Raw genomic sequence first — 19,339 nt, 5'->3', positions numbered from 1 at the left:
TCAAGTTCGTCAACACCGCACTGGGCGGCGGCAACCCGCGCCCTGCGGGGACTGCCGGATGATCTCGACTCTGTGTCGCCGACTTTTGACTTGCCCCGTCAGGCCTGCAAGTCGGCTTCGTGATTCGAAACCATCCGGCAGCCCAGAGTGAGCACCGGATTAGATAGATGTCCCCTATCCATTCCGTAACACCCGTTCGTGAATGGGTCGTTGTTATTGCCTGTAAAAAACGGGCTGGTAGTAACGGCTCTGGATCGGACTGCAACCGCCGAGAGGATTGATATGGCTCTTCGCAATGCCGTCCAACTGATTTGTTACCCTGATCGCATGGGCAATAACCTCAAAGACCTGAAACAGGTGCTTGATACTCACTTCGCTGATGCTGTTGGTGGTGTCCACATCCTGCCGTTTTACCCATCCAACGCCGATGCCGGTTTTTCTCCGTTGACCCACAAGCAGGTCGATAGCGCCTATGGCAACTGGGCCGACATCGAAGCCATTTCCCGCGACTACGACCTCTGTGCCGATGTTACGGTGAACCATATTTCTGACGAGTCGAAAGAATTTCAGGACTACCTGAAGCACGGTAAAAAATCGGAGTTCGCCAGCCTGTTCGTCGACGTGGATGCCATGGGCGAGATCAGTCACGACGACCTGATGAAGATTCATATCCGCAAGGAGAAAGAGCCATTTCGGGAGATCACCTTCGAGGACGGCAGTAAGGGCCGGGTGTGGTGCACTTTCACTGAACACCAGATCGACCTGAATTACGAATCCCAAAAGACCTATGACTACGTTGCCAACACCTTTCGGTTTTTGGCCAGCAAGGGCGTCAAGCTGTTCCGGCTGGACGCCTTTGGCTACACCACCAAGCGCATTGGTACCAGCTGTTTTCTGGTTGAGCCAGAGGTATACCAAACCCTCGACTGGTGCAACGAAGTTGCTCATAGTCTGGGTGCGGAGATTCTGCCGGAAGTCCATGATCATTCGTCGTATCAGTACGCCATCGGCCGCCGCAATATGCACCCGTATGGCTTCGCCTTGCCGCCCTTGATGCTGTACTCCTTGCTGGATGGTAATAGCGTGTATCTGAAGCACTGGCTGCGGATGTGCCCACGCAACATGATCACCGTGCTGGATACCCACGATGGCATCTGCATTCCGGATGTAGAAGGGGTGCTGCCGGACGAGAAAATCCGCATCCTGATCGACAACATCAACGACCGTGCCGCTGACCCGATTTTGCGGCGTTCGGCGGCCAATATTCACAGTGTGGGTGCGATTTATCAGCTGACCTGTACCTTCTACGACGCCCTGATGCAGAACGACGATGCCTATATTGCCGCCCGCGCCATCCAGTTCTTCACCCCGGGCATTCCACAGGTGTATTACGTTGGTCTGCTGGCCGGTGAGAATGATCACGAACTGATGGAGCAAACCGGCGAGCTACGTGACATTAACCGCCATTATTACAGCTTTGATGAAATTGAAGAGTCTGTGCAAAAACCGGTGGTGCAGCGTCTGTTGAAGTTAATGCAGTTACGCAATAGCCATCCGGCTTTTGATGGTCACTTTGAGCTGAATTATTCCAACGACGCCAGTGTGGATATGGCGTGGCGGCACGGCGAGCATTACTGTCGGGCGTTTGTGGATTTGCAATTTAACACGGCTCGTATCAGTCACACCCGATTTGATGAGCAGGGGGAGTTTGTTGCTGGTGAGATGGCAGAACTCCGAGCCTGATACTACAACAGCTGGACTGGCTGAACCCGCAGGGTACACTGCGGGCTCAGCCGGAGACTTGTTATGTGGATTCAGAAAACCTTGCAACTCAAACCCCGCAGCCGGGGTTTTCATTTGATAACCCGCGACATTGAAGCGGGCTTGCCCGAGCTTTCTGATATTCGTATTGGTATGCTGCAACTGTTTATCCAGCACACTTCGGCGTCGTTAACCATCAACGAAAACGCCGACCGTACTGTACGGCAGGACTTTGAATCCTGGTTTAACCGCGCGGTAAAGGAAGACGAGCCATACTACCTTCATAACTACGAGGGGAGTGACGACATGCCAGCCCACATCAAGGCCAGCTTGCTGGGCCACAGTGTGCAGATTCCGATCACCGACGGCATGCTGAATATGGGCACCTGGCAGGGAATCTATCTGGGCGAGCACCGCGACCATGGCGGTTCCCGCCGCATCGTGGCCACCCTGCAAGGACAGGGCTGGTAACAGAGCCTCCAGGGATTCCAGACAAGGGACTCCAGATAAGGTGACTCCAGACAAAGCGGCACCAGATCGCGCTAACCAACCATCGTGACGCACTCCACCCAATCAAAAGGTGACTGATGATTATTCGAGAACGCCCCAACGCTTTCGCCTTGTTGTTTGCCTGGCGGGGATCGGTTTTGCCCAAAATTACGCCGTCGCTGGGGGCACTGCTGGTGTTTTCGTCGCTGGTGGTGTTGCTGCACAACGACCATCTGGCCGACCTGTCGCATTACAGTGTGGCGCCGTTTACCTTGTTGGGGGTGGCGTTGTCGCTGTTTTTGGGGTTTCGCAACAACGCCTGCTATGAGCGTTGGTGGGAAGGCCGCAAGCAGTGGGGCAACATGGTATCTGATGTTCGTTCGCTATCGCGTTCGGCCAAAATCCTGATGTCGGCTTACGCCGCGCAAGGGCTGATGAAGTGGTGCTGCGTGTATTACCACTGCCTGCGTCTGCAACTACGTAATGGCAAGCTGGAGTCCACAACGGTAATGAAAGAACTGCCGCCCTGGTGTACCCAACGCATTCACCCGGACCAACTCGACCGTGTGCTGATTGCGCCCAACCCGGCCGATGCGGCGTTACAGCAAATGGCGCTGATCATCCGCAATGAGTTACACCAGAAACGGCTGGACACCCTGAGTGTGCGGATTCTGGATGAACACATCGCCCGGCTGACCGCCGTGCAAGCCTCGTCTGAACGGCTGGCGACCACGCCGTTGCCATTCGCTTATTCCTTGCTGACCCATCGCACCGCCTACCTGTACTGCTTTCTGCTGCCATTGGGGCTGGTGGGCAGCATGGGCTGGATGACGCCGCTGTTCAGCCTGATTGTGGCGTATGCCTTTCTGGGCCTGGATGCTTTGGGGGAAGAGCTGGAAAGTCCGTTTTCCGGCAGTCCCAATGCCTTGCCATTGGAAGCCCTGTGCCGCGTAAACGACCGCTCACTGGCACAGGCACAAGGGGTATCGGCACCGGAACTGCTGCAGCCGGAAGGGCACATTCTGAACTGACGAGTATTGCTACTCGTCTGTTCTTGTCGTTTTCTTTGCGGCGCTCTTCTCTGCTTATTGAGTCAGCAGCTGCCAAGCGTGCTCAATGGCGCTGTCGCGCTGCTGCTGGCGTTGCTCTAGGGTGCTGAACGGCACCTCGACCGCTGGTGCAATGCCGCTGCCCTCCAACCATGCTCCTTCGCTGTTCAGGTAGTATTCCGTTACCAGATCAAACTCAATGCCGGACGGCAGCTGTTTACTGACCACGTCGGCCAATGCCCCTTGCGTGGTTTCGCCGACTTGGGTGACTTGGGGCAGTGCCGACATCGCCAACGTAAAGACTTCGGCGGCGCTTTCGGTGCTGTTGCTGGTCAGCAGTACAACCGGCTTCAGATAAGACGGTTCAGCCGGGCTTAGCCGTACCTCGATCAGCTCGGTGCGGTCATTGCCCAGACGCGCTTGCTTGCTGTAAAGCAGTCGTTCGGTGTCCATAAAATGGCGGGCGATCAACTGGCTGGCTTCGTCGTATCCGCCATTGTTGTGGCGGATATCCACAATCATGGCGTCGCTGTTGGCCAGCGCATAAATAGCGCTGGCGATGATGCTTTCCAGTTCGGCAAAGTCTGCCTGTACGTCGGCCAGCGTTGGCTCGGATGAACGCTCAATGTTACTGGCAAAGGCTTCCATGGAATCAATCACCAGCACACCGATGCGCTGGCCGTCGGCATCTATCTGATACCAGCCAATGGAGTCGTTGGCGGTGATCACGGGCTCATTGCTGGCGTAACCAAACCGGAGTGCGTTCATCAGCTCGGTTTGTTGTTCCAGATAGTCCATGGCGGCGGTTTGTTGCTGTTCGGTGCTGATCTCGCCATGAGTGTCGATAAATTCGTTCAGCAGCCGATACTCGAACGGCAGACCTGCCATCACGTTGTAGCTGAGTGCTTCGTCGTCTTCCGGTATGCGCACTTCCACATGACTGTCCTGCAATGGCGTGATCATGGCAGCCATGGCACCAAACAGAGTGGCAACATCGGGGTTGGTGGCGACGTCTGTGCGAGCAGCTTCGGCCAGTGCTTGCCAGTCGACCTGACGACGCTGGAACGACGGGTACAGCTGTTCAAAGGTGGCAATAAACACCTCCAGCTCCTGGCTGGCGTCAAACAGGTAGCGGTCGTCATCGGCGCTCAGCAGTCGCTGTTCAGGCTGGCAATCGTTGGGCAAAACATCGGTTTGTTGAAATCGCTGCCATACGGTCATCAGTCCGGGGATATTGAACTGCTGGGTCAGCTGAGGCGTGCTTGTGTCGTCCAGCAATACATAGCCTTTGGCGCTGAGGTCGGCCTCACTGCCGCTGAGGGTGTCGGTCAGCTGGCAAAAGCCATCTACATATTGATATTGCTCGACGCGATTGGCGCTAACCACCATGGCATCGCCATAGGCCGCTGCCAACCAGATACCTTGCAGCGATTGGTCGTTGACGTTGCGCTGGCTTTGATTCTGGTTGCTGTCGGTGGTGTTGGAATCAGAATCGGAACCGCAGCCCATCAGGGCCGCAGACAGCAAGGCGGTCAGCGTGAAGGGCAGGGCGCAAGACAGGTTTTTTTTGAACGCATTACGTGTCTGGCGCAAGCGGCAGGTGTTTGACATATGAGAGGGAGTAATCGTCATCGGGCAGTCCTTGTTTCTTGATATAAGCAGCGCAAGTTCGGCTGGTGGAATCGCCGAGTACTGACGCCATTGTTTTCCGAGTGCTGACGCCATTGTCTTCAGAGAGCGCTGCGCGTTCTGCCGTGCATGCGTTAGTGATATATTCGCGACGGTTATGGAATGTTATGGGCGCTGCTTTCAACGGCTGCCCGCCGCGGACAAATCGGGGGAAAACCCGCCAACATGGAGCCTCAAACAATGGAAAGTGCCGGTCGCATTCTGGTGGTGGAAGACGACGTCAAACTGGCCAGCCAGATAGAACGCATGTTGCAGCGTTATCACTACGAGGTGTTGATCGAGCACCGTGGCGATGCCGCCAGTGAGCGCATTCTGCAATGGCAGCCGGATGTGGTGGTGCTTGATTTGATGCTGCCAGGGGCCGATGGCTTTGATGTGTGTCGGGACATTCGCGCGCATTTTCATGGCAAGGTGCTGATGCTGACGGCCAGTGAAGACGATATGGATCATGTGGCGGCCCTGGAGCTGGGGGCTGACGACTACATGGTGAAGCCGGTGCATCCGCGAGTGCTGCTGGCCCATGTACGTTTGTTGCAACGGCAGTTGGCTGCTGTTGCCAGTGTGACGGCGGTTGCCAATGTGACTATGGCTGTAGGGGCTGAGTCTGGTGCCGGGTCTGAATCTATTGACGCAGGTGCTAAGGAAACGGGTCTACAAGCTGTTATTGATAAGAGCGATGGTCACAATGGTAGCGGTAATGCGCCGTTGGTGTTTGGCAGCCTGAGCATCTATCCACTGCAACGCCGGGTGACGCTGGCCAGCGACGACGTGGTGCTGACGCCATCTGAATTCGATGTATTACTGCTGTTGGCTCAGCGGGCCGAAGAAGTGGTCAGCCGGGACGATATCCTCAAATCCTTGCGGGGCATTGAGTACGACGGTTTTGACCGCTCGGTGGATGTGAAAGTAGCATCATTGCGCAAAAAGCTGGGCGACAGCACCAGCCAGCCGCGTCGGTTTATTACCGTGCGGGCCCGTGGTTACCTGTTTATCCCCGATGCCTGGGGCTGATCTCAGACAATTGGGCCATAACAATCGATAACATATGCCCTCAGCGCATCCTGCTGAGTGGCTCAACGGCTTGCCACTAAACTGGCTCTGACACATCCGGAAGCCGCTTCATGCTGAAACTCTTTGCGCCGCTCTATTTGCTGCTGATCTTACCGCTGTTCACCTTCGATACCTTTATAACGGAGGTGGTGGACTCGGTATCGACCGGAGCATTTGAAGACGATGCCATTGCCGACTTTGAAGGCGGCTTCTATATGGCCGAGCAACTGCTGTTGAATACCCCAAGAGCGCAGTGGCCGCAGCAAGCCGAAAGGATGTCGAGCCGCAACATTCCCTTTCAGGTGAGGCCGCTGGCGTCGCTGAAGCTGACGGAAGACCAGCGCCAGACCCTGCTTCGGGGCGACACCCTGGTGATACTGGGCGATGACGAATTGCTGCGCAAAATGCCGGGCAGCGACGACGTGATCAGCTTTGGCCCGGTCTCGACCATTGAAGAATTGGACAGCGCTCGCAGTACCGCTGTGCTGGCGTATTTTCTGATTCTGATCCTGCTGATGGGCTTGTGGGCATGGGATGTTTTTCGCCGTATCCGCCATTTGCAGAACGCCAATCGGGCTTTTGGAGAAGGCCGTTTTGACGTTCGCGCCAAGGTCGATGGATTGCATCAGCTGGGGCATTTGAATCGGGACTTCAACGCCATGGCCGAGCAAATTCAGCAGCTGATCGAAAGCCATAAAATGCTGGTCAATGCGGTGTCCCACGAGCTGCGTACGCCGATTGCCCGCATTCGCTTTGAGCTCGACCACGCCGGTTATCTGGAAGGGCCGGATGATATGAAAATAAGCTTCGACAGCATTGCCGAAGACACCGCCGAGCTGGAAAAAATGGTCAGCGAACTGCTGTTGTACGCTCGCTATGAGCGTGATCATTTGCAACTGCCAATGACGCACCAGTCGCTGACGGCATGGCTGCAGCAATGGCACCAGGAGTTACGTCTGGCAGAACCGGCCGTTGCTGTGGATTTGGCTGCTGAACTGGTGTTGCCGTCGTCGTCTGCGGCCCCGGAAAGCCACGCCGATATCGTCGCTTTTAATCCGGAAGCCATGCAGCGGGCGCTGGATAATCTGATCGGCAATGCCTGCCGTTACGCCAAAAGCCGAGTGCTGGTTACAGCGCAATACCTGTTAGAGAATGGTCAGCCGCACTGCTGTGTGCTGATGGTGGATGACGACGGCCCCGGCATACCGCTGGCCCAGCGTCAGCAGTTGTTCGACCCATTTGTACGTGGTGATAAAAGCCGTACCCGTGAAACCGGTGGTCATGGACTGGGACTGGCCATCGTCAAACAAATCCTCGAACGCCATCAGGGCAGCGTTCATATTGAAGACAGTCCGCTGGGTGGCGCCCGCTTTGTGATGCGTTGGCCTGCCCAGCGCTGATCCTTCAACAGGCAAGTGGCAGCAACTCCGTATTGTAAAAACCGAGCGTGTTCCCATGCGTAAGGACCCTCTGAAGAACTCTGCACAGCTCTGCGCGAGTCCTGCAGGTTGTCAGAACAAGGCGGCGAATGCAGCGGAATGACCAGTCCTTTCCAAATTCGCCAACACCGTTCTGGCGGGCTGCAGGCCGCGCCCGAAGGGGATGGCAGGGCATTGCTGACTCTGTGTCGCTGATTTTTGACTTGACCCGCCAGGCCTGCAAACCAGCTTCGTGACTCAGCTTCGCCCTGTCATCCAGAGCGGGCACCGAGTTTTTCAGAGAGTCCTTAACTTTGCCTTAACTTGACTGTCTATACCTTCCTTGAAAAATTGAATAGTAATCTTTTTCGATTCAACGCTTACTCCTGATGGATTACTGTCAGCCACCATACGCATCGAGCATTCAACCATGTCGAATTGCCAGCCGAAGCCCCATGGGACGCGGCTTCCACGCCTGATGGCGAGCAACAACACTGGCCGCCCGTCGTTGTCGGTCCTTACCTGCAAGCCAATGGCAGCGCCCTTGGTAGCCTTGTTTTTAAGCGCGCTCAGCGCATGTAGCACGGTTACTCCGCTGCCTGAAGACCCGGCAGCGCCACTCAATCTGGAAACGCTGATGACGTCGCAGGGCGACGATGGCACCGAAGTGCCCAATTGGTGGACCCAATTTCATTCCGCCGAGCTGAACCAGCTGGTGCAGCAAGGCCTGAGCAACAATTACAGCCTGGACTCGGCCCACGCCAGCTGGCAGGCCAGCCGCGCAGTGTTGGCCAGTGCCCGGGCCGATCAGTCGCTGACGGCTGAAGCCTCCCTCAAAAACACCCAACAATGGCAGCCAGACCACAGCAACCGCTGGTCGCTGGGGGCTGCGGCCAGTTATGAACTGGACTTCTGGGGCCGTCTGGACGGCCTTAGCCGCGAAGCCGAGTTGTCGGCGCAGGCGCAGCGTGCAGCCATGAACACGGTCGCCAACAGCGTTGCCGCGGAAATCAGCCTGGCCTGGTTTGGCAGTGCCTATCAGCAACAGCTGTTAGGGTTGATTGAACAGCAGCGTGAACGCCTGCAATCGTCACTGAAAATCACCAACGCCCGTTTTGAACGGGGGCTGGTGGACGTGTCGGACGTTTGGCAACAGCAGCAACTGCTGGAAAGCCTTAATGCCGATACTCTCGCTGCCGAGGCCGATTTGCGTTTGTATCAGCAGCAGCTGGCATTGTGGCTGGCCGACAGTCGTTGGCTGAATCGCGCGCAGCAGCAAGGGGCTGAACTGAATCTGGCCGACGTGTTGGTGGCTACGACGTTGAACAAGAACGCTGTGCCTGCCATTGGCGTCCAGCAGCTGCAAGCACGACCGGATGTGCAACAAAGCTGGTATGCCTTGCAGGCCAGCGATGCGGCATTGGCGGCAGCCGCTGCCAATCGCTATCCACGGCTGACGCTGTCGGCCGGGCTGGAGGGCAGTGGCACTTCGCTGACATCGGCACTGGATAACTGGGCGGCAAACCTCGCCGCCGGGCTGGTCGCGCCTTTACTGGACGGCGGCAGCCGCAATGCCGAGGTTGAACGTCAGCAAGCCAACCGTCAGGCGGCGCTGGCGGACTATCGTCAAACCCTGTTGGCAGCAGCGCAGCAAGTACAGGGGCTGCTGGTTGAGCAACAACGCTTGCAGCAACAGCAGCAGAGCCTGCAAAAACAGCTCGACCTGGCCCGTCGCACCTTCGAATATCAGCAAGCCCGCTATCGTCGTGGCGTCGGTGATTTTCTGGCGACGCTAAGCGCCAATCAGGACGTACTGTCGATGGAGCAAAGTCTGCTGGCGCTGCAATGGCAGCGTCTGAATAACCGCATCGAACTTTATCGCTCGGTCAGCCATGGACGCTTCGAGTCCTCGCAATCTGCACTTTCTACTTCAGCACCTTCTACCTCAGTAGCAGCAGGGAGTAACCCGCTATGACTTCTGTTTCTTACTCTCTCAGTCAGCGCTCAGGGCTGATCTGCCAACGGGGTCAAAGCCGGTTGCCGCTGGTGCTTTCAGTGGCAGTCTTGGCTGTTGGTGGCCTGATTGCCTGGGCCGTATTCAGCACCACGCCAGAGCCGAAAAAGGTTGCCAAACAGCCGGTGGCCCGGTTGGTCGAGGCCATGCCGCTGGTATCGTCCGAAGCGCATCCGCAGTGGCCGACAGGCGGTCAGGCAACGGCGGTAGAACAGGTCAGCCTGACTCCTCGGGTTAGCGGTCAGATTGTGTCGATTAACGCCAATGCCCGCCCGGGAGCTCGTTTTAGCAAGGGCACGGTGCTGGCACAACTGGACCCGGCCGACTATCAACTGGCGCTGCAACAAGCGCGGGCGGATCTGGCCCAGGCCAAAGCGGCGCTAACAATTGAGCAGGGCGAAGTGTCGCTGGCGCAGGAAGAGTACGAACTGGCCGGTCGTTCGCTGCAAGGGGCCGACAAAGCCCTGGTACTGCGTGAACCACAGCTGCAATCCGCCCGGGCACAGGTTGCTCGCGCCGAGGCAGCAGTGCAGCAAGCCGAGCTGAACCTGCAACGCACCCGCATCACCATGCCGTTCGATGGCCAGCTGATCAGCCGTGATATTGCCGTCGGCATGCAAGCCAGCAGCAGTACCGCACTGTTCGAGGTGGTGAATACCGACGCCTTCTGGATTGAAGTGAAAGTGCCAAGGCAATTCCTGCCGTTTCTGGATGGCGACGGCGAGGCGCTGGTGTCGCACCCTGCATGGGGGCTGCATCATCGCCGCGCGGCGGTACTGGATGTGGTACCAGCCGTGAACGCGGCCGACCGCCTGGCGCGGGTGGTGCTGGAGCTGTCAGACCCGCTGGCCAGTCAGGACCAGCAACAGCCTGCGGTGCTGCTGAACGACTATCTGGATGTGGTACTGCCGGGCAAAGCGATTGCCGGTGCCATCCGTATTCCGTTGGCACAGCTGGATGAACTCGACCGTGTCTGGGTGGTGGATAACAACGCCTTGCAGCAACGCCAGCTGCAAGTCGTCTGGCGCGGCCGTACCCATGCCTGGGTCACCGAGGGACTGCAACAGCAGGATCAGTTACTGATGAGCCAGCTTGATGCCATTACCGCTGGCATGCCTGTACGGGTTGCCCAGCATCCGCAAGCCGCTGCTGATAACGACAGCAGTCTGGCCAGCAGTGAGGGAGGCCAGTAATGGCGCGCGCAGATACCCCGGAAGTGGCGGGCTACAAGGGCCCGGTTGCCTGGATGTCGCGCCATGGCGTGGCCCCCAACCTGCTGATGGCGTTTTTGATCATCGGTGGTTTTGTTATGTCACTGCTGATCCGCAAGGAATACATTCCGCCGTTTGAAGAGCAGGTCATCAACGTTGAAGCCAGTTATCCCGGTGCCACACCGCTGGAAATCGAGCAAGGCATTGTGCTGCCGATTGAGAACGAGCTGGCGTCGATCAACGGCATCAAGGAGCTGACCTCAACGGCGTCGCAGGGTATGGCGGAAGTCTCGGCAGAAGCCGAAAAAGGCGCCGATTTGCAGCAGCTGTATCTCGACATCCAGCAGGCGGTCGGCCGCATTGGCACGTTTCCCGGTGGCATGGAACAGCCGCGGGTCAGCATTGAAGGCCGTACCATCGACGTGCTGGAAATTGCGGTGTTCGGCCCGGTGGATGCGTTTTCAATGAAGCGCCTCGGTGAGCGCATCAAGGCCGAGCTGTTGCAGGCACCGGAAATTTCTCAGGTGGTGATGCGTGGCTTGCCCGACGAACAGATTCACATCGAGCTGTCGCAGCAACAGCTGCAACGCTACGGCCTGACGCTGTCCGATATTGCCGAGCTGGTGGGTGGCAACGCGGTGGAACAAAGCGCGGGCACCGTGCGTACGCCGGGTGGCGATATTCTGGTCACACTGGATGAGCGCCGTTACTGGGCCGAGGAATACCTCGACTTGCCCGTGGTGCAGGATGCCCAGGGTGTACAACTACGGCTGGGCGACATTGCCAGCGTGGTGGAAGGGTTTGAAGATACCAATGAACGGGTGACTTACAACGGTCAGGAAGCCGTGCGGCTGCGGGTGTATCGCTCGGAAGACCAAACGCCAACCACCGTCGTGGCGGCTGCCTATGAACGGCTCGATTACGTCAAGGCCGAGCTGCTGCCGCCGGGAGTGCAAATTGTCATTACCGACGACGATGGCAAAACCTATTCCGACCGAGTCGGCCTGCTGCTGAATAACGCCATTGTGGGTCTGATTCTGGTGATTGTGCTGCTGAGTCTGTTTCTGGAGTACCGGCTGGCGTTCTGGGTCACCATGGGGATTCCGACGGCGTTTATGGGGGCGATACTGCTACTGCCGATCTTCGATGTATCGATCAATATGTTCTCGATGTTCGCGTTCATTATCGCGCTGGGCATCGTTGTCGACGACGCCATCATTGCCGGCGAAAACATATACGAGCACATGCAAAAAGGCATGTCGTTCCCGAAAGCCGCCATTGAAGGCGCGCGGGAAGTCGCTGTGCCACTGGCGTTCGCCATTCTGACCAACATCGTTGCCTTTATGCCGCTGCTGACCTTACCCGGCCGTATGGGCGATATGTTTGCCGCCATTCCGATTGTGGTGATTTGCTGCTTCATCATTTCCTGGATTGAAGCCCTGTTTATCATGCCGACGCACTTGGCCAGCCTGGACAAGGAATCCAACAGCCGTATTGGCCGCAAAATGGACGCCGTTCAGCAAAAGGTCGACGGCGGCCTGAGCCGGTTTATTGAACGACTTTACCAGCCGGCATTAAAAGCCTGTGTGGCACAGCCAACCCTGACCGTTGCGGTGGCCGTAGCCTTTGGTGTAGCGGTAATGGCGTGGCCGATGAGCGGTCGTATGGGCTTTAGCATGTTCCCTCGGGTAGAGGGCGATTACGCCGTCGCCAATGTTGAACTGGCCAGTAATGCACCGTTTGAGCAGGCCGAACAGGTTCGCCAGATTCTGGAAGACAAACTACGTCAGGCCATCGCACCGCTGGAAGCCGATGGCACTCAGGTGGTGGTCAGCATGGAAGGCGATGTTGAAGGGTCTTCCGTGGAAGTTGAAGCCCTGCTGATGCCATCAGAAGTACGCACCGTGTCGTCCTATCAGGTCACGGCGTTGTGGCGGGAAGCCATTGGCGATATTCCTGGTATCCGCAGCCTGACCTTTGAATCCGAGCGCGGCGGCGGTCCATCCGGTGGTGCCGACCTGACCATTGAACTGCGTGGCTCCGACACCCGTACTCTGGCTGCTGCCAGCGCGGATATGGCGAACATGCTGGAAGAGCTGGGTGGCGTCAGCGACGTGGCCAACAGTTTTACCAGCGGCAAACCCATGTGGGATGTTGAGCTGAACGCCCTGGGCCGCAGTCTGGGGCTGCAAGCCGATGAAGTGGCGAGCCAGATTCGTGCCGCGTTGTATGGCGCACGGGCGTTGCGTCAGCAGCGTTTAAGCAACGAAGTGACGGTACTGGTGCGTCTGCCGCAGCACGAGCGGCGTTACAGCGCCGATATCGAGCGGCTACAGATTCGGACCCCTGCAGGTGATTACGTGCCACTGGCCGAAGTGTCGACCCTGCACAAGACCTTCGCACCGGCGCGTATTTCCCGTCGCAACGGCCAGCAGATTGTCACCGTCGAAGCCAATGTGGAGCCACGCGAGCAGATTCCGGCACTGATGAGCCAGCTGGAAACCAACCAGTTTCTGGTACTGGAAGCCCGTTACCCTGGCATCAGCTTTGGCTTTGACGGCAGTCAGGCCGACACCCGCGAAAGCGTCGGTGCCATGACCATTTATGGTGGTTTGGCCGTCGCACTGGTGTATGTGCTACTGGCCTTGCCATTCCGCAGTTACAGCCAGCCATTGCTGATTATGCTGGTGATTCCGTTTGGCACCGTTGGCGCGGTACTCGGCCATATGGCAATGGGTTATGGCCTGTCGATCATCAGCATCATGGGCATTGTGGCGCTGTCGGGGGTGGTGGTGAACGACAGCCTGATTCTGGTGGATTATGCCAACCGTCAGCGTTTGTTGCGGCCGGGGCTGACCGCCAGTCAGGCGGCCATTGAAGCGGGTGTTCGACGTTTTCGACCGATCCTGCTGACCACCCTGACGACCTTCCTTGGGCTGGCCCCCATGCTGTTCGAAAACTCCCGTCAGGCGCGCTTTATCATGCCGATGGCAGTGTCGTTGGGCTTTGGCATCCTGTTCACCACCTTCATCTGCCTGCTGGTACTGCCAGCGGCTTATGTGGGACTGGATAGCGTGCAACGCTGGTTGTACCGGGCGGCGGGAAGTGCTGCCAGCCAGATGCCAGTTGAGTCAGAAAAGCGCTCGGTCTGATTACGCCTTAAGCATTCTGGCTCAAGCGGGCCGGAATGCTTTCAAAAATGCATCAACCGCCCGATGGCTGTGCTGCTGGATAAACACCTCAGACGGATGGCTGTCCGGATGCGTCAGGCATTCCTGCTGGGTTTCACCACGCAACATGCTTAACAGCATGCCAGCAGCCCCATCGGCACCCACTTGCTGGATGTCGATTTCGCCTTTTCTGGCGGCCAGGCCCAGGTACTCCGCCAGCAGAGTGCGGGTTACCATGGGACCGGTTTGGTAGAAGTTCTTGCCCAGTTCCGGGAATCGCGGTGCCTCGGATACCACCACCCGGTAGAGTGCCAGGCGGCGAGGCGACAGCAGGATTTGTAAATACCGTTGCCCCAGTGTTTCAAGTGTACTACTAAGTTCACTTCCGCTTCCGAAAATACTCTGAAGGCTGCCGGTAAAGCTGTCGCATTCATGTTTAACCATAGCGCTGAACAACCCCTCCTTGCTGCCGAAATGCTTATAGACGGTGGCTTTCGAAACCCCTGCCTGTTGCTGAATCATATCGGTTGTTGAAGCACTGAAGCCATGCTCAAGAAATACCTTGGTTGCAGCTTCAAGAACCGTTTTTGCCTTTGCAGTCAACGGCTGCTCTGATACGTCGCCAGAGTGATTACTGGTGCTCATCTTGATAGTGTCTTTTTTCAATAAGGATTGTTTCAGACTATATCGCCATCAGGATGCTTGACTCAAGATGTACCGATCGGTTTACTTTGTATTTTGATGGTGTACCGATCGGTATACTTTATCTCGAACCCAGATAACCGGACTTGTCTCGTCATGACCGCAGCATCCGCTTCTTCAGATCATCGCTCGGACACCCTAGTACCTGCTGCTGCCCCGGGCAAACCGGCAGGTGGGCCGCCAGCAGGACCGACCTTTGGCCCTCGATTGGCGATGGGTTTGTTGGGCGTATTGCTGGCAGCCATGGTCGCGGGCTTGAGTAACCGGGTGCCAGGGTTGCTGGAAGCGGATATTCAAGGCCATTTGGGCATTTCTGCTGATGCGGCGTCCTGGCTGCATAGTATTTATGCCGCAGGCGAGCTGGCCGCCATGCCATTTGCCAGCTGGTTTGCGATTACTTTCTCATTACGACGTTTTCATCTCGTCATGTTGTTCAGCACCTTGGCACTGGGGTTGTTGGTCCCCTTTATCCACAGTCTGGAAGTCCTGATGGTTGTGCGATTACTGCAAGGGCTGTCAGCGGGTGCATTGATTCCACTGCTGATGATGGCGGCGCTGCGATTCCTGCCGCTGCCAGTTCGACTGCATGGTCTGGCGCTGTACGCCATGACCGCGACATTGGCGCCCAATGTAGCCTTATGGCTGGCGAGCTGGAGTATCGACATCATGCAGGACTGGCGTTGGGCTTTCTGGCAAATCATCCCGATCGGTTTGCTGGCCGCCGCACTGGTGGGATACGGCATTCCGAAGCTGCCAGTGATTTTGCCTCGTCTGAAACAGGCCAACTGGCTGGGCATGGCATTGGGGATGCCGGGTCTGGTGCTGCTGGCGCTGGGGTTGGGCGAGGCTGTTCGGCTGGACTGGTTGGTGTCGCCGCTGATCTCGGCATTGCTGTTGGCTGGTGGCGGGCTGGTGGTGTTGTACCTGATTACCGAGTGGTTCCATCCGGCGCCATTCATGAAGCTGCAGATGCTGGGACGCCGTAATCTGGGCCTCGGATTCAGTGTCTTTTTTGTGTTGCTACTGACGCTATCGACCGGGGTCGTACTGCCGGTACAGGCGCTTGAACAAATGCACGGTTTCACCATGGAACAGCTTTACAGCATCGGTTTGCTGGTCGGTATGCCACAGCTTGTGTTGGGGTCTTTGGTCGCCATTCTGCTGTACCAGCGATGGATCGATGCCCGCTATTTGTTTGCCCTGGGCCTGCTGTGTATTGCGGCAGCCTGTTTCTATTCGGCGGGTCTGACACCGGAGTGGGAAGTCCTTCAATTCCGAACCCCCTTGTTGCTGCAAATGGTTGGCCAGCCGCTGGCGGTGGTGTCGATGCTGTTTCTGGGCACCAGCGTGGTGGCCCCTATGGAGGGGCCGTTTGTGGCGGGCATCATCAATGCCTTACGAGCGTTCGGTACGGTCGTAAGTGGTGCCTTGATCAGCGAATTGATCCAGCAGCGATCGGCCTATCACTTTGACCGCCTGTTAGCCGATGCCGCTGTGTTCTTGCACAGCGCCGATGCCACTCTGGCGTCGGTATTGCCGGGGCAGTCGGCGGTGCTGGCGATTGCCGACGTCTTTTACCTGTTTGGTTGGACCGCGTTGCTGCTGATTCCACTGGTGCTGTGTCTGCAAAAAATTCCGGCGCCGGTGATTCCCAGGCCTCCAACCGTCAATGCCCCTGTTGATACAGAGACAAGGGGCGGCTCCAAACCAATTCCGGCTTGATAACCGCTGGCCTGATAACGAATAACCGAAATCTCCGGGTGAGGAATAACCATCATGAACATGAAATACCCGATTGCTACGGCGGCAGTCATTGTGATTGCCGTTGCGGCGGTAGTGCTGAATCAGCATGAGTCTGAAGCCGCAATTCAGCAAACCAACGATGCTTATGTACAGGCCGATCTGGTGCGTGTTGCGCCAAGAATCAATGGCGTCATTGAACAGGTGCTGGTTGAGGAATACCAGCAGGTGAAAGCCGGTGATGTGCTGGTGCAGCTGGACGACGATCTGGCGCGCAATGCGGTTGAGCAGGCGCGCGCCGATGTCAAAGCCGCCGAAGCCGCGTTGAGTTCACTACTGGCGGGCGTGGATATGCAGCTGCAAACGATTAATCAGACCCGGGCTTCACTGAAAATGGACAAGGCTCGTTTGGCATTGGCCAAGTTGGAAATGGACCGCTTCGACAATTTGGCCATGACCGGTGCCGGTTCCAGCCAGAACAAACAAAAATCCCACGCGGAATACCAGATTGAGTTGGCCACACTCGAGAAAGATCGGGCATTACTGGCTGCCGCCGAGCAACAGATCAAGGTACTGAAAGCCAATATTTTGCAGGCCGAAGCCGGTCTGGCTAAAGCAGTGGCATTACAGCAGCAGGCTGAACTGCAGCTGTCCTACATGCGCATCGTTGCACCAGTGGATGGCGTGGTTGCACGCCGCACCGCTCGCAGCGGTGGTTATGTGCAAACCGGCTCGGAACTGCTGACGCTGGTGCCGGATAACAGCCTCTACATTGAAGCTAACTATCGGGAAACGCAGCTGGCGCAAATGTCGAACGGTCAAACGGTGCTGATTCGGGTCGATGCTTTACCGGGCCGGACATTCAGTGGTGTTGTCGAGCGCCTTGGCCCGGCCAGTGGCGTCAGCCTGTCGGCGGTACCAGCACATAACGCCACGGGTAATTTCACCAAGGTGGTTCAGCGTCTGCCGGTTCGCATTCGCTTGCTGGACGACAGCGCCAATCTGGCAGCCCTGAAAGTGGGGATGTCAGTAGAGACTTCTGTCGATGTGAACTCGCAGGTGAGTGCCGACGTACTGGCTTCTCTTCATTAAATACAAAAGGAACTTCGATCATGCTCAAGCAAACAGCACAGCAACTGAAAAATGGTACGGCGGCCTTGTCGATGGCTGCAGCCCTGACGTTTGGGGCAGATACCATGGCCGCAACGGAACCGGCAACACTGGCACTGCCACAGCAAACAGTCTCACTGGCGGGAGCGGAACTGGTTGTTAACGCGGCGCTGGCCGAAGCCCGAGAAAACGGCTGGGTGATTACGGTTGCCGTGGTTGATAACAGCGGCGAGTTGGTGGCGCTGGCCCGTGATGATAATGCCATTGCGATTTCGCCATCGGTTGCCATCGGCAAAGCCAAAACCGCCGCCTTGCTGCGTAAGCCGTCGAAGGCGTTTGAGGATTACATCAATGACCATAACAAGCCGAGCTTTCTGGCCACTCCCGGTGTGACGCCGCTTGAAGGCGGCGTGCCGCTGTTCCTGAAGGACGGTTCATTCATCGGTGCTGTGGGTGTTAGCGGTGCCCATGGTCCAAACGATTCGCAGGTTGCAGAAGTCGCGGCCAAAGCGCTGGCAGACCAGTAAGGGGCAATCCATGACTCAATCACTCAAGCACAAGCAGGTTGTGATCATTGGCGGCAGTTCCGGCTTTGGTTTGCGAACGGCAGAACTGGTGGCAGAACAGGGGGCCGACGTACTGATTGTTGGCCGTCATGACGACCGCCTGGCAGAGGCGCGGGAATCCTTGCTGCAATTTGGCACTGAGATTACCACCCAAAAACTGGATGCCCATGACCATGAAGCGTTGGCGCAGTGGTTTGCCGACCTGCAACCGTTTGACCACTTGGTGTCCATGATTGGCGACGTGATGGGCGGTGGGTTTCTGGCGGCCGATATGGCCGAAATCCGCCGGGTGATGGAGTCGAAATTTTTTACTAACGTTCGGATCGGCCAACTGGCTGCCAGCAAGGTGAAAGAGGGCGGCAGCCTGGTGTTTACGTCCGGCACCGGAGGCCGGGCCCAGGATGCTTGCGCGAGCTACATTGGCAATCTGGGAATCAATGCTCTGGTAGAAGGGCTGGCGGTTGAGCTGGCACCCAAAGCCCGCGTGAATGCGGTGTCGCCGACCTGGACGGTCACCACCTTCTGGCGCGATATGAACCCGGAGCAAAAAGAGCAGATTCGCCAACACTTCGCCGACAGTATTCCGATGAAGCGCACTGCCGAAGTGGATGAGATTTCACAGGCTTACCTGTTTCTGATCACCAATGGCTTTATTACCGGCCAGGCCATCGCAGTGGATGGCGGCATTATGCTGGGAAGATGACATGAAAGGTTACCAGATTACGTTTTATACCTTGCAGCAACGCACCGTAGGTCAGCAGTCTGAAGCGGCGTGGTTGTTGCAACAGGCAGCATCGCTTGGATTGAAGGGGGCCACCATGAACGGGTCCATCGAAGGTATCGGTCACGACGGCCAGTTGCATGCCATCACCATGTTCGACAGTGCCGAGCAACCGCTGCAAATCATGGTGGTGGTGAATGAGACAGATAAACAACGTTTGATGGAGCATCTGGCGCAGCAGCCAGTTTCCATTTTTTACACCATTACCGCGGTTGAGTTCGGGCTTTCGGGCAAGAAGGAGAAGGTATGAAACAACATCAATATCGAGTTCAGGTTGAACACCTGGCGGACGCCAAGGGGAATCCCTCCAGCTACGAAGAACCGCTGGTATTTGAAGTGGGCAATCACGATGACATTTTCGCCGTGGTCGAGAAGGTCAAAAAACTGTCCGGGTTACCAGAAGACAAAGCGGTACCGTTTGCGCTGGGCCTGAAGCTGTTTGGCGAAACCATTCTGGAGAACAAGAGCCATCCGTTGTTTGAAGAAATGGGGCCGCACTTTATGCAGTTTATGAAAAAGCTGAAAGGCAAGGGCTGAGTTATTCCGTGTTTGGCTCGGGCGTTCCGCAATCAGCGCATTGAGCCCTTTA

The 19,339-nt window shown here is 56.9% G+C and carries 17 protein-coding genes; 14 read left to right on the top strand and 3 right to left on the bottom strand.

The annotated features are described in order from the left end of the window. Positions 1-282 precede the first annotated feature (282 nt). The 3 genes from gtfA to ACXADJ_RS12100 all read left to right on the top strand — a co-directional run bounded on the left by gtfA (position 283) and on the right by ACXADJ_RS12100 (position 3,281). Positions 283-1,743 carry a sucrose phosphorylase gene (gtfA, locus tag ACXADJ_RS12110; protein WP_475066236.1) on the top strand — a complete coding sequence of 487 codons (1,461 nt, stop codon included), beginning with the start codon at positions 283-285 and terminating at the stop codon, positions 1,741-1,743. A 63-nt stretch (positions 1,744-1,806) separates the two neighbouring features. Continuing rightward, entirely contained in the window at positions 1,807-2,232 is a 426-nt protein-coding gene (locus ACXADJ_RS12105) for a secondary thiamine-phosphate synthase enzyme YjbQ (protein WP_475066235.1), read from the top strand. Between the two features lie 116 nt (positions 2,233-2,348). Next, complete coding sequence (locus ACXADJ_RS12100) at positions 2,349-3,281, top strand: bestrophin family protein (protein ID WP_475066233.1); 933 nt, start codon at positions 2,349-2,351, stop codon at positions 3,279-3,281. Between the two features lie 54 nt (positions 3,282-3,335). On the opposite strand, the gene ACXADJ_RS12095 is transcribed toward ACXADJ_RS12100, so the two are convergent. Next, the gene (locus ACXADJ_RS12095) at positions 3,336-4,931 is read right to left on the bottom strand and encodes a S41 family peptidase (protein WP_475066232.1); all 1,596 of its coding nucleotides are present in this window, start codon (positions 4,929-4,931) and stop codon (positions 3,336-3,338) included. Positions 4,932-5,153: 222 nt separating this feature from the next. Here ACXADJ_RS12095 and ACXADJ_RS12090 point away from each other — a divergent pair, with 222 nt between their 5' ends. Beyond that, positions 5,154-5,999, top strand: coding sequence for a response regulator (locus ACXADJ_RS12090; protein ID WP_475066231.1), 846 nt, complete (start codon positions 5,154-5,156; stop codon positions 5,997-5,999). Positions 6,000-6,109: 110 nt separating this feature from the next. Continuing rightward, positions 6,110-7,438, top strand: a complete 1,329-nt coding sequence (locus ACXADJ_RS12085) for an ATP-binding protein (RefSeq protein WP_475066230.1) — start codon at positions 6,110-6,112, stop codon at positions 7,436-7,438. 315 nt (positions 7,439-7,753) lie between these two features. On the opposite strand, the gene ACXADJ_RS12080 is transcribed toward ACXADJ_RS12085, so the two are convergent. Beyond that, positions 7,754-8,041, bottom strand: a complete 288-nt coding sequence (locus tag ACXADJ_RS12080) for a hypothetical protein (protein ID WP_475066229.1) — start codon at positions 8,039-8,041, stop codon at positions 7,754-7,756. A 52-nt stretch (positions 8,042-8,093) separates the two neighbouring features. Between ACXADJ_RS12080 and ACXADJ_RS12075 the strand changes: the two genes are divergently transcribed. From ACXADJ_RS12075 to ACXADJ_RS12065, 3 genes are all read left to right on the top strand, one after another. Further along, a complete protein-coding gene (locus tag ACXADJ_RS12075) occupies positions 8,094-9,431 on the top strand; it encodes a TolC family protein (protein WP_475066228.1) in 1,338 nt (445 codons plus the stop codon). An 80-nt stretch (positions 9,432-9,511) separates the two neighbouring features. Next, entirely contained in the window at positions 9,512-10,663 is a 1,152-nt protein-coding gene (locus tag ACXADJ_RS12070; protein ID WP_475066226.1) for an efflux RND transporter periplasmic adaptor subunit, read from the top strand. Further along, a complete protein-coding gene (locus ACXADJ_RS12065) occupies positions 10,663-13,833 on the top strand; it encodes an efflux RND transporter permease subunit (protein ID WP_475066224.1) in 3,171 nt (1,056 codons plus the stop codon). The genes ACXADJ_RS12070 and ACXADJ_RS12065 overlap by 1 nt, the downstream gene beginning before the upstream one ends. A 21-nt stretch (positions 13,834-13,854) precedes the next feature. On the opposite strand, the gene ACXADJ_RS12060 is transcribed toward ACXADJ_RS12065, so the two are convergent. Next, positions 13,855-14,496: a TetR/AcrR family transcriptional regulator gene (locus ACXADJ_RS12060; protein WP_475066222.1), complete on the bottom strand. Its 642-nt coding sequence runs from the start codon at positions 14,494-14,496 to the stop codon at positions 13,855-13,857. Between the two features lie 153 nt (positions 14,497-14,649). Between ACXADJ_RS12060 and ACXADJ_RS12055 the strand changes: the two genes are divergently transcribed. Genes ACXADJ_RS12055 through ACXADJ_RS12030 form a run of 6 tightly spaced genes read left to right on the top strand, consistent with a single transcriptional unit; the run spans position 14,650 to position 19,287 of the window. Next, a complete protein-coding gene (locus ACXADJ_RS12055; RefSeq protein WP_475066220.1) occupies positions 14,650-16,275 on the top strand; it encodes an MFS transporter in 1,626 nt (541 codons plus the stop codon). A 54-nt stretch (positions 16,276-16,329) separates the two neighbouring features. Continuing rightward, a complete protein-coding gene (locus ACXADJ_RS12050; protein ID WP_475066218.1) occupies positions 16,330-17,385 on the top strand; it encodes an HlyD family secretion protein in 1,056 nt (351 codons plus the stop codon). A gap of 20 nt (positions 17,386-17,405) precedes the next feature. After that, positions 17,406-17,930 carry a GlcG/HbpS family heme-binding protein gene (locus tag ACXADJ_RS12045; protein ID WP_475066217.1) on the top strand — a complete coding sequence of 175 codons (525 nt, stop codon included), beginning with the start codon at positions 17,406-17,408 and terminating at the stop codon, positions 17,928-17,930. A gap of 10 nt (positions 17,931-17,940) precedes the next feature. Beyond that, positions 17,941-18,672, top strand: coding sequence for an SDR family oxidoreductase (locus tag ACXADJ_RS12040; protein ID WP_475066214.1), 732 nt, complete (start codon positions 17,941-17,943; stop codon positions 18,670-18,672). 1 nt (position 18,673) lies between these two features. Continuing rightward, a complete protein-coding gene (locus ACXADJ_RS12035) occupies positions 18,674-19,000 on the top strand; it encodes a DUF190 domain-containing protein (protein WP_475066212.1) in 327 nt (108 codons plus the stop codon). Beyond that, the gene (locus ACXADJ_RS12030) at positions 18,997-19,287 is read left to right on the top strand and encodes a DUF3861 domain-containing protein (RefSeq protein WP_475066210.1); all 291 of its coding nucleotides are present in this window, start codon (positions 18,997-18,999) and stop codon (positions 19,285-19,287) included. Before ACXADJ_RS12035 ends, ACXADJ_RS12030 begins: the two co-directional genes overlap by 4 nt. Positions 19,288-19,339 lie beyond the last annotated feature (52 nt).

The organism is Oceanobacter sp. ABM4_470 (assembly GCF_056158645.1).
This window is presented reverse-complemented; position numbering and strand designations above follow the sequence as displayed.

Excerpts from the sequence above, each read along its gene's own strand:
- gtfA (WP_475066236.1), top strand. The coding sequence starts at position 283 with ATGGCTCTTCGCAATGCCGTCCAACTGATTTGTTACCCTGATCGCATG.
- ACXADJ_RS12105 (WP_475066235.1), top strand. The coding sequence starts at position 1,807 with ATGTGGATTCAGAAAACCTTGCAACTCAAACCCCGCAGCCGGGGTTTT.
- ACXADJ_RS12100 (WP_475066233.1), top strand. The coding sequence starts at position 2,349 with ATGATTATTCGAGAACGCCCCAACGCTTTCGCCTTGTTGTTTGCCTGG.
- ACXADJ_RS12095 (WP_475066232.1), bottom strand. The coding sequence starts at position 4,931 with ATGACGATTACTCCCTCTCATATGTCAAACACCTGCCGCTTGCGCCAG.
- ACXADJ_RS12090 (WP_475066231.1), top strand. The coding sequence starts at position 5,154 with ATGGAGCCTCAAACAATGGAAAGTGCCGGTCGCATTCTGGTGGTGGAA.
- ACXADJ_RS12085 (WP_475066230.1), top strand. The coding sequence starts at position 6,110 with ATGCTGAAACTCTTTGCGCCGCTCTATTTGCTGCTGATCTTACCGCTG.
- ACXADJ_RS12075 (WP_475066228.1), top strand. The coding sequence starts at position 8,094 with ATGACGTCGCAGGGCGACGATGGCACCGAAGTGCCCAATTGGTGGACC.
- ACXADJ_RS12065 (WP_475066224.1), top strand. The coding sequence starts at position 10,663 with ATGGCGCGCGCAGATACCCCGGAAGTGGCGGGCTACAAGGGCCCGGTT.
- ACXADJ_RS12060 (WP_475066222.1), bottom strand. The coding sequence starts at position 14,496 with ATGAGCACCAGTAATCACTCTGGCGACGTATCAGAGCAGCCGTTGACT.
- ACXADJ_RS12055 (WP_475066220.1), top strand. The coding sequence starts at position 14,650 with ATGACCGCAGCATCCGCTTCTTCAGATCATCGCTCGGACACCCTAGTA.
- ACXADJ_RS12050 (WP_475066218.1), top strand. The coding sequence starts at position 16,330 with ATGAACATGAAATACCCGATTGCTACGGCGGCAGTCATTGTGATTGCC.
- ACXADJ_RS12045 (WP_475066217.1), top strand. The coding sequence starts at position 17,406 with ATGCTCAAGCAAACAGCACAGCAACTGAAAAATGGTACGGCGGCCTTG.
- ACXADJ_RS12040 (WP_475066214.1), top strand. The coding sequence starts at position 17,941 with ATGACTCAATCACTCAAGCACAAGCAGGTTGTGATCATTGGCGGCAGT.
- ACXADJ_RS12035 (WP_475066212.1), top strand. The coding sequence starts at position 18,674 with ATGAAAGGTTACCAGATTACGTTTTATACCTTGCAGCAACGCACCGTA.
- ACXADJ_RS12030 (WP_475066210.1), top strand. The coding sequence starts at position 18,997 with ATGAAACAACATCAATATCGAGTTCAGGTTGAACACCTGGCGGACGCC.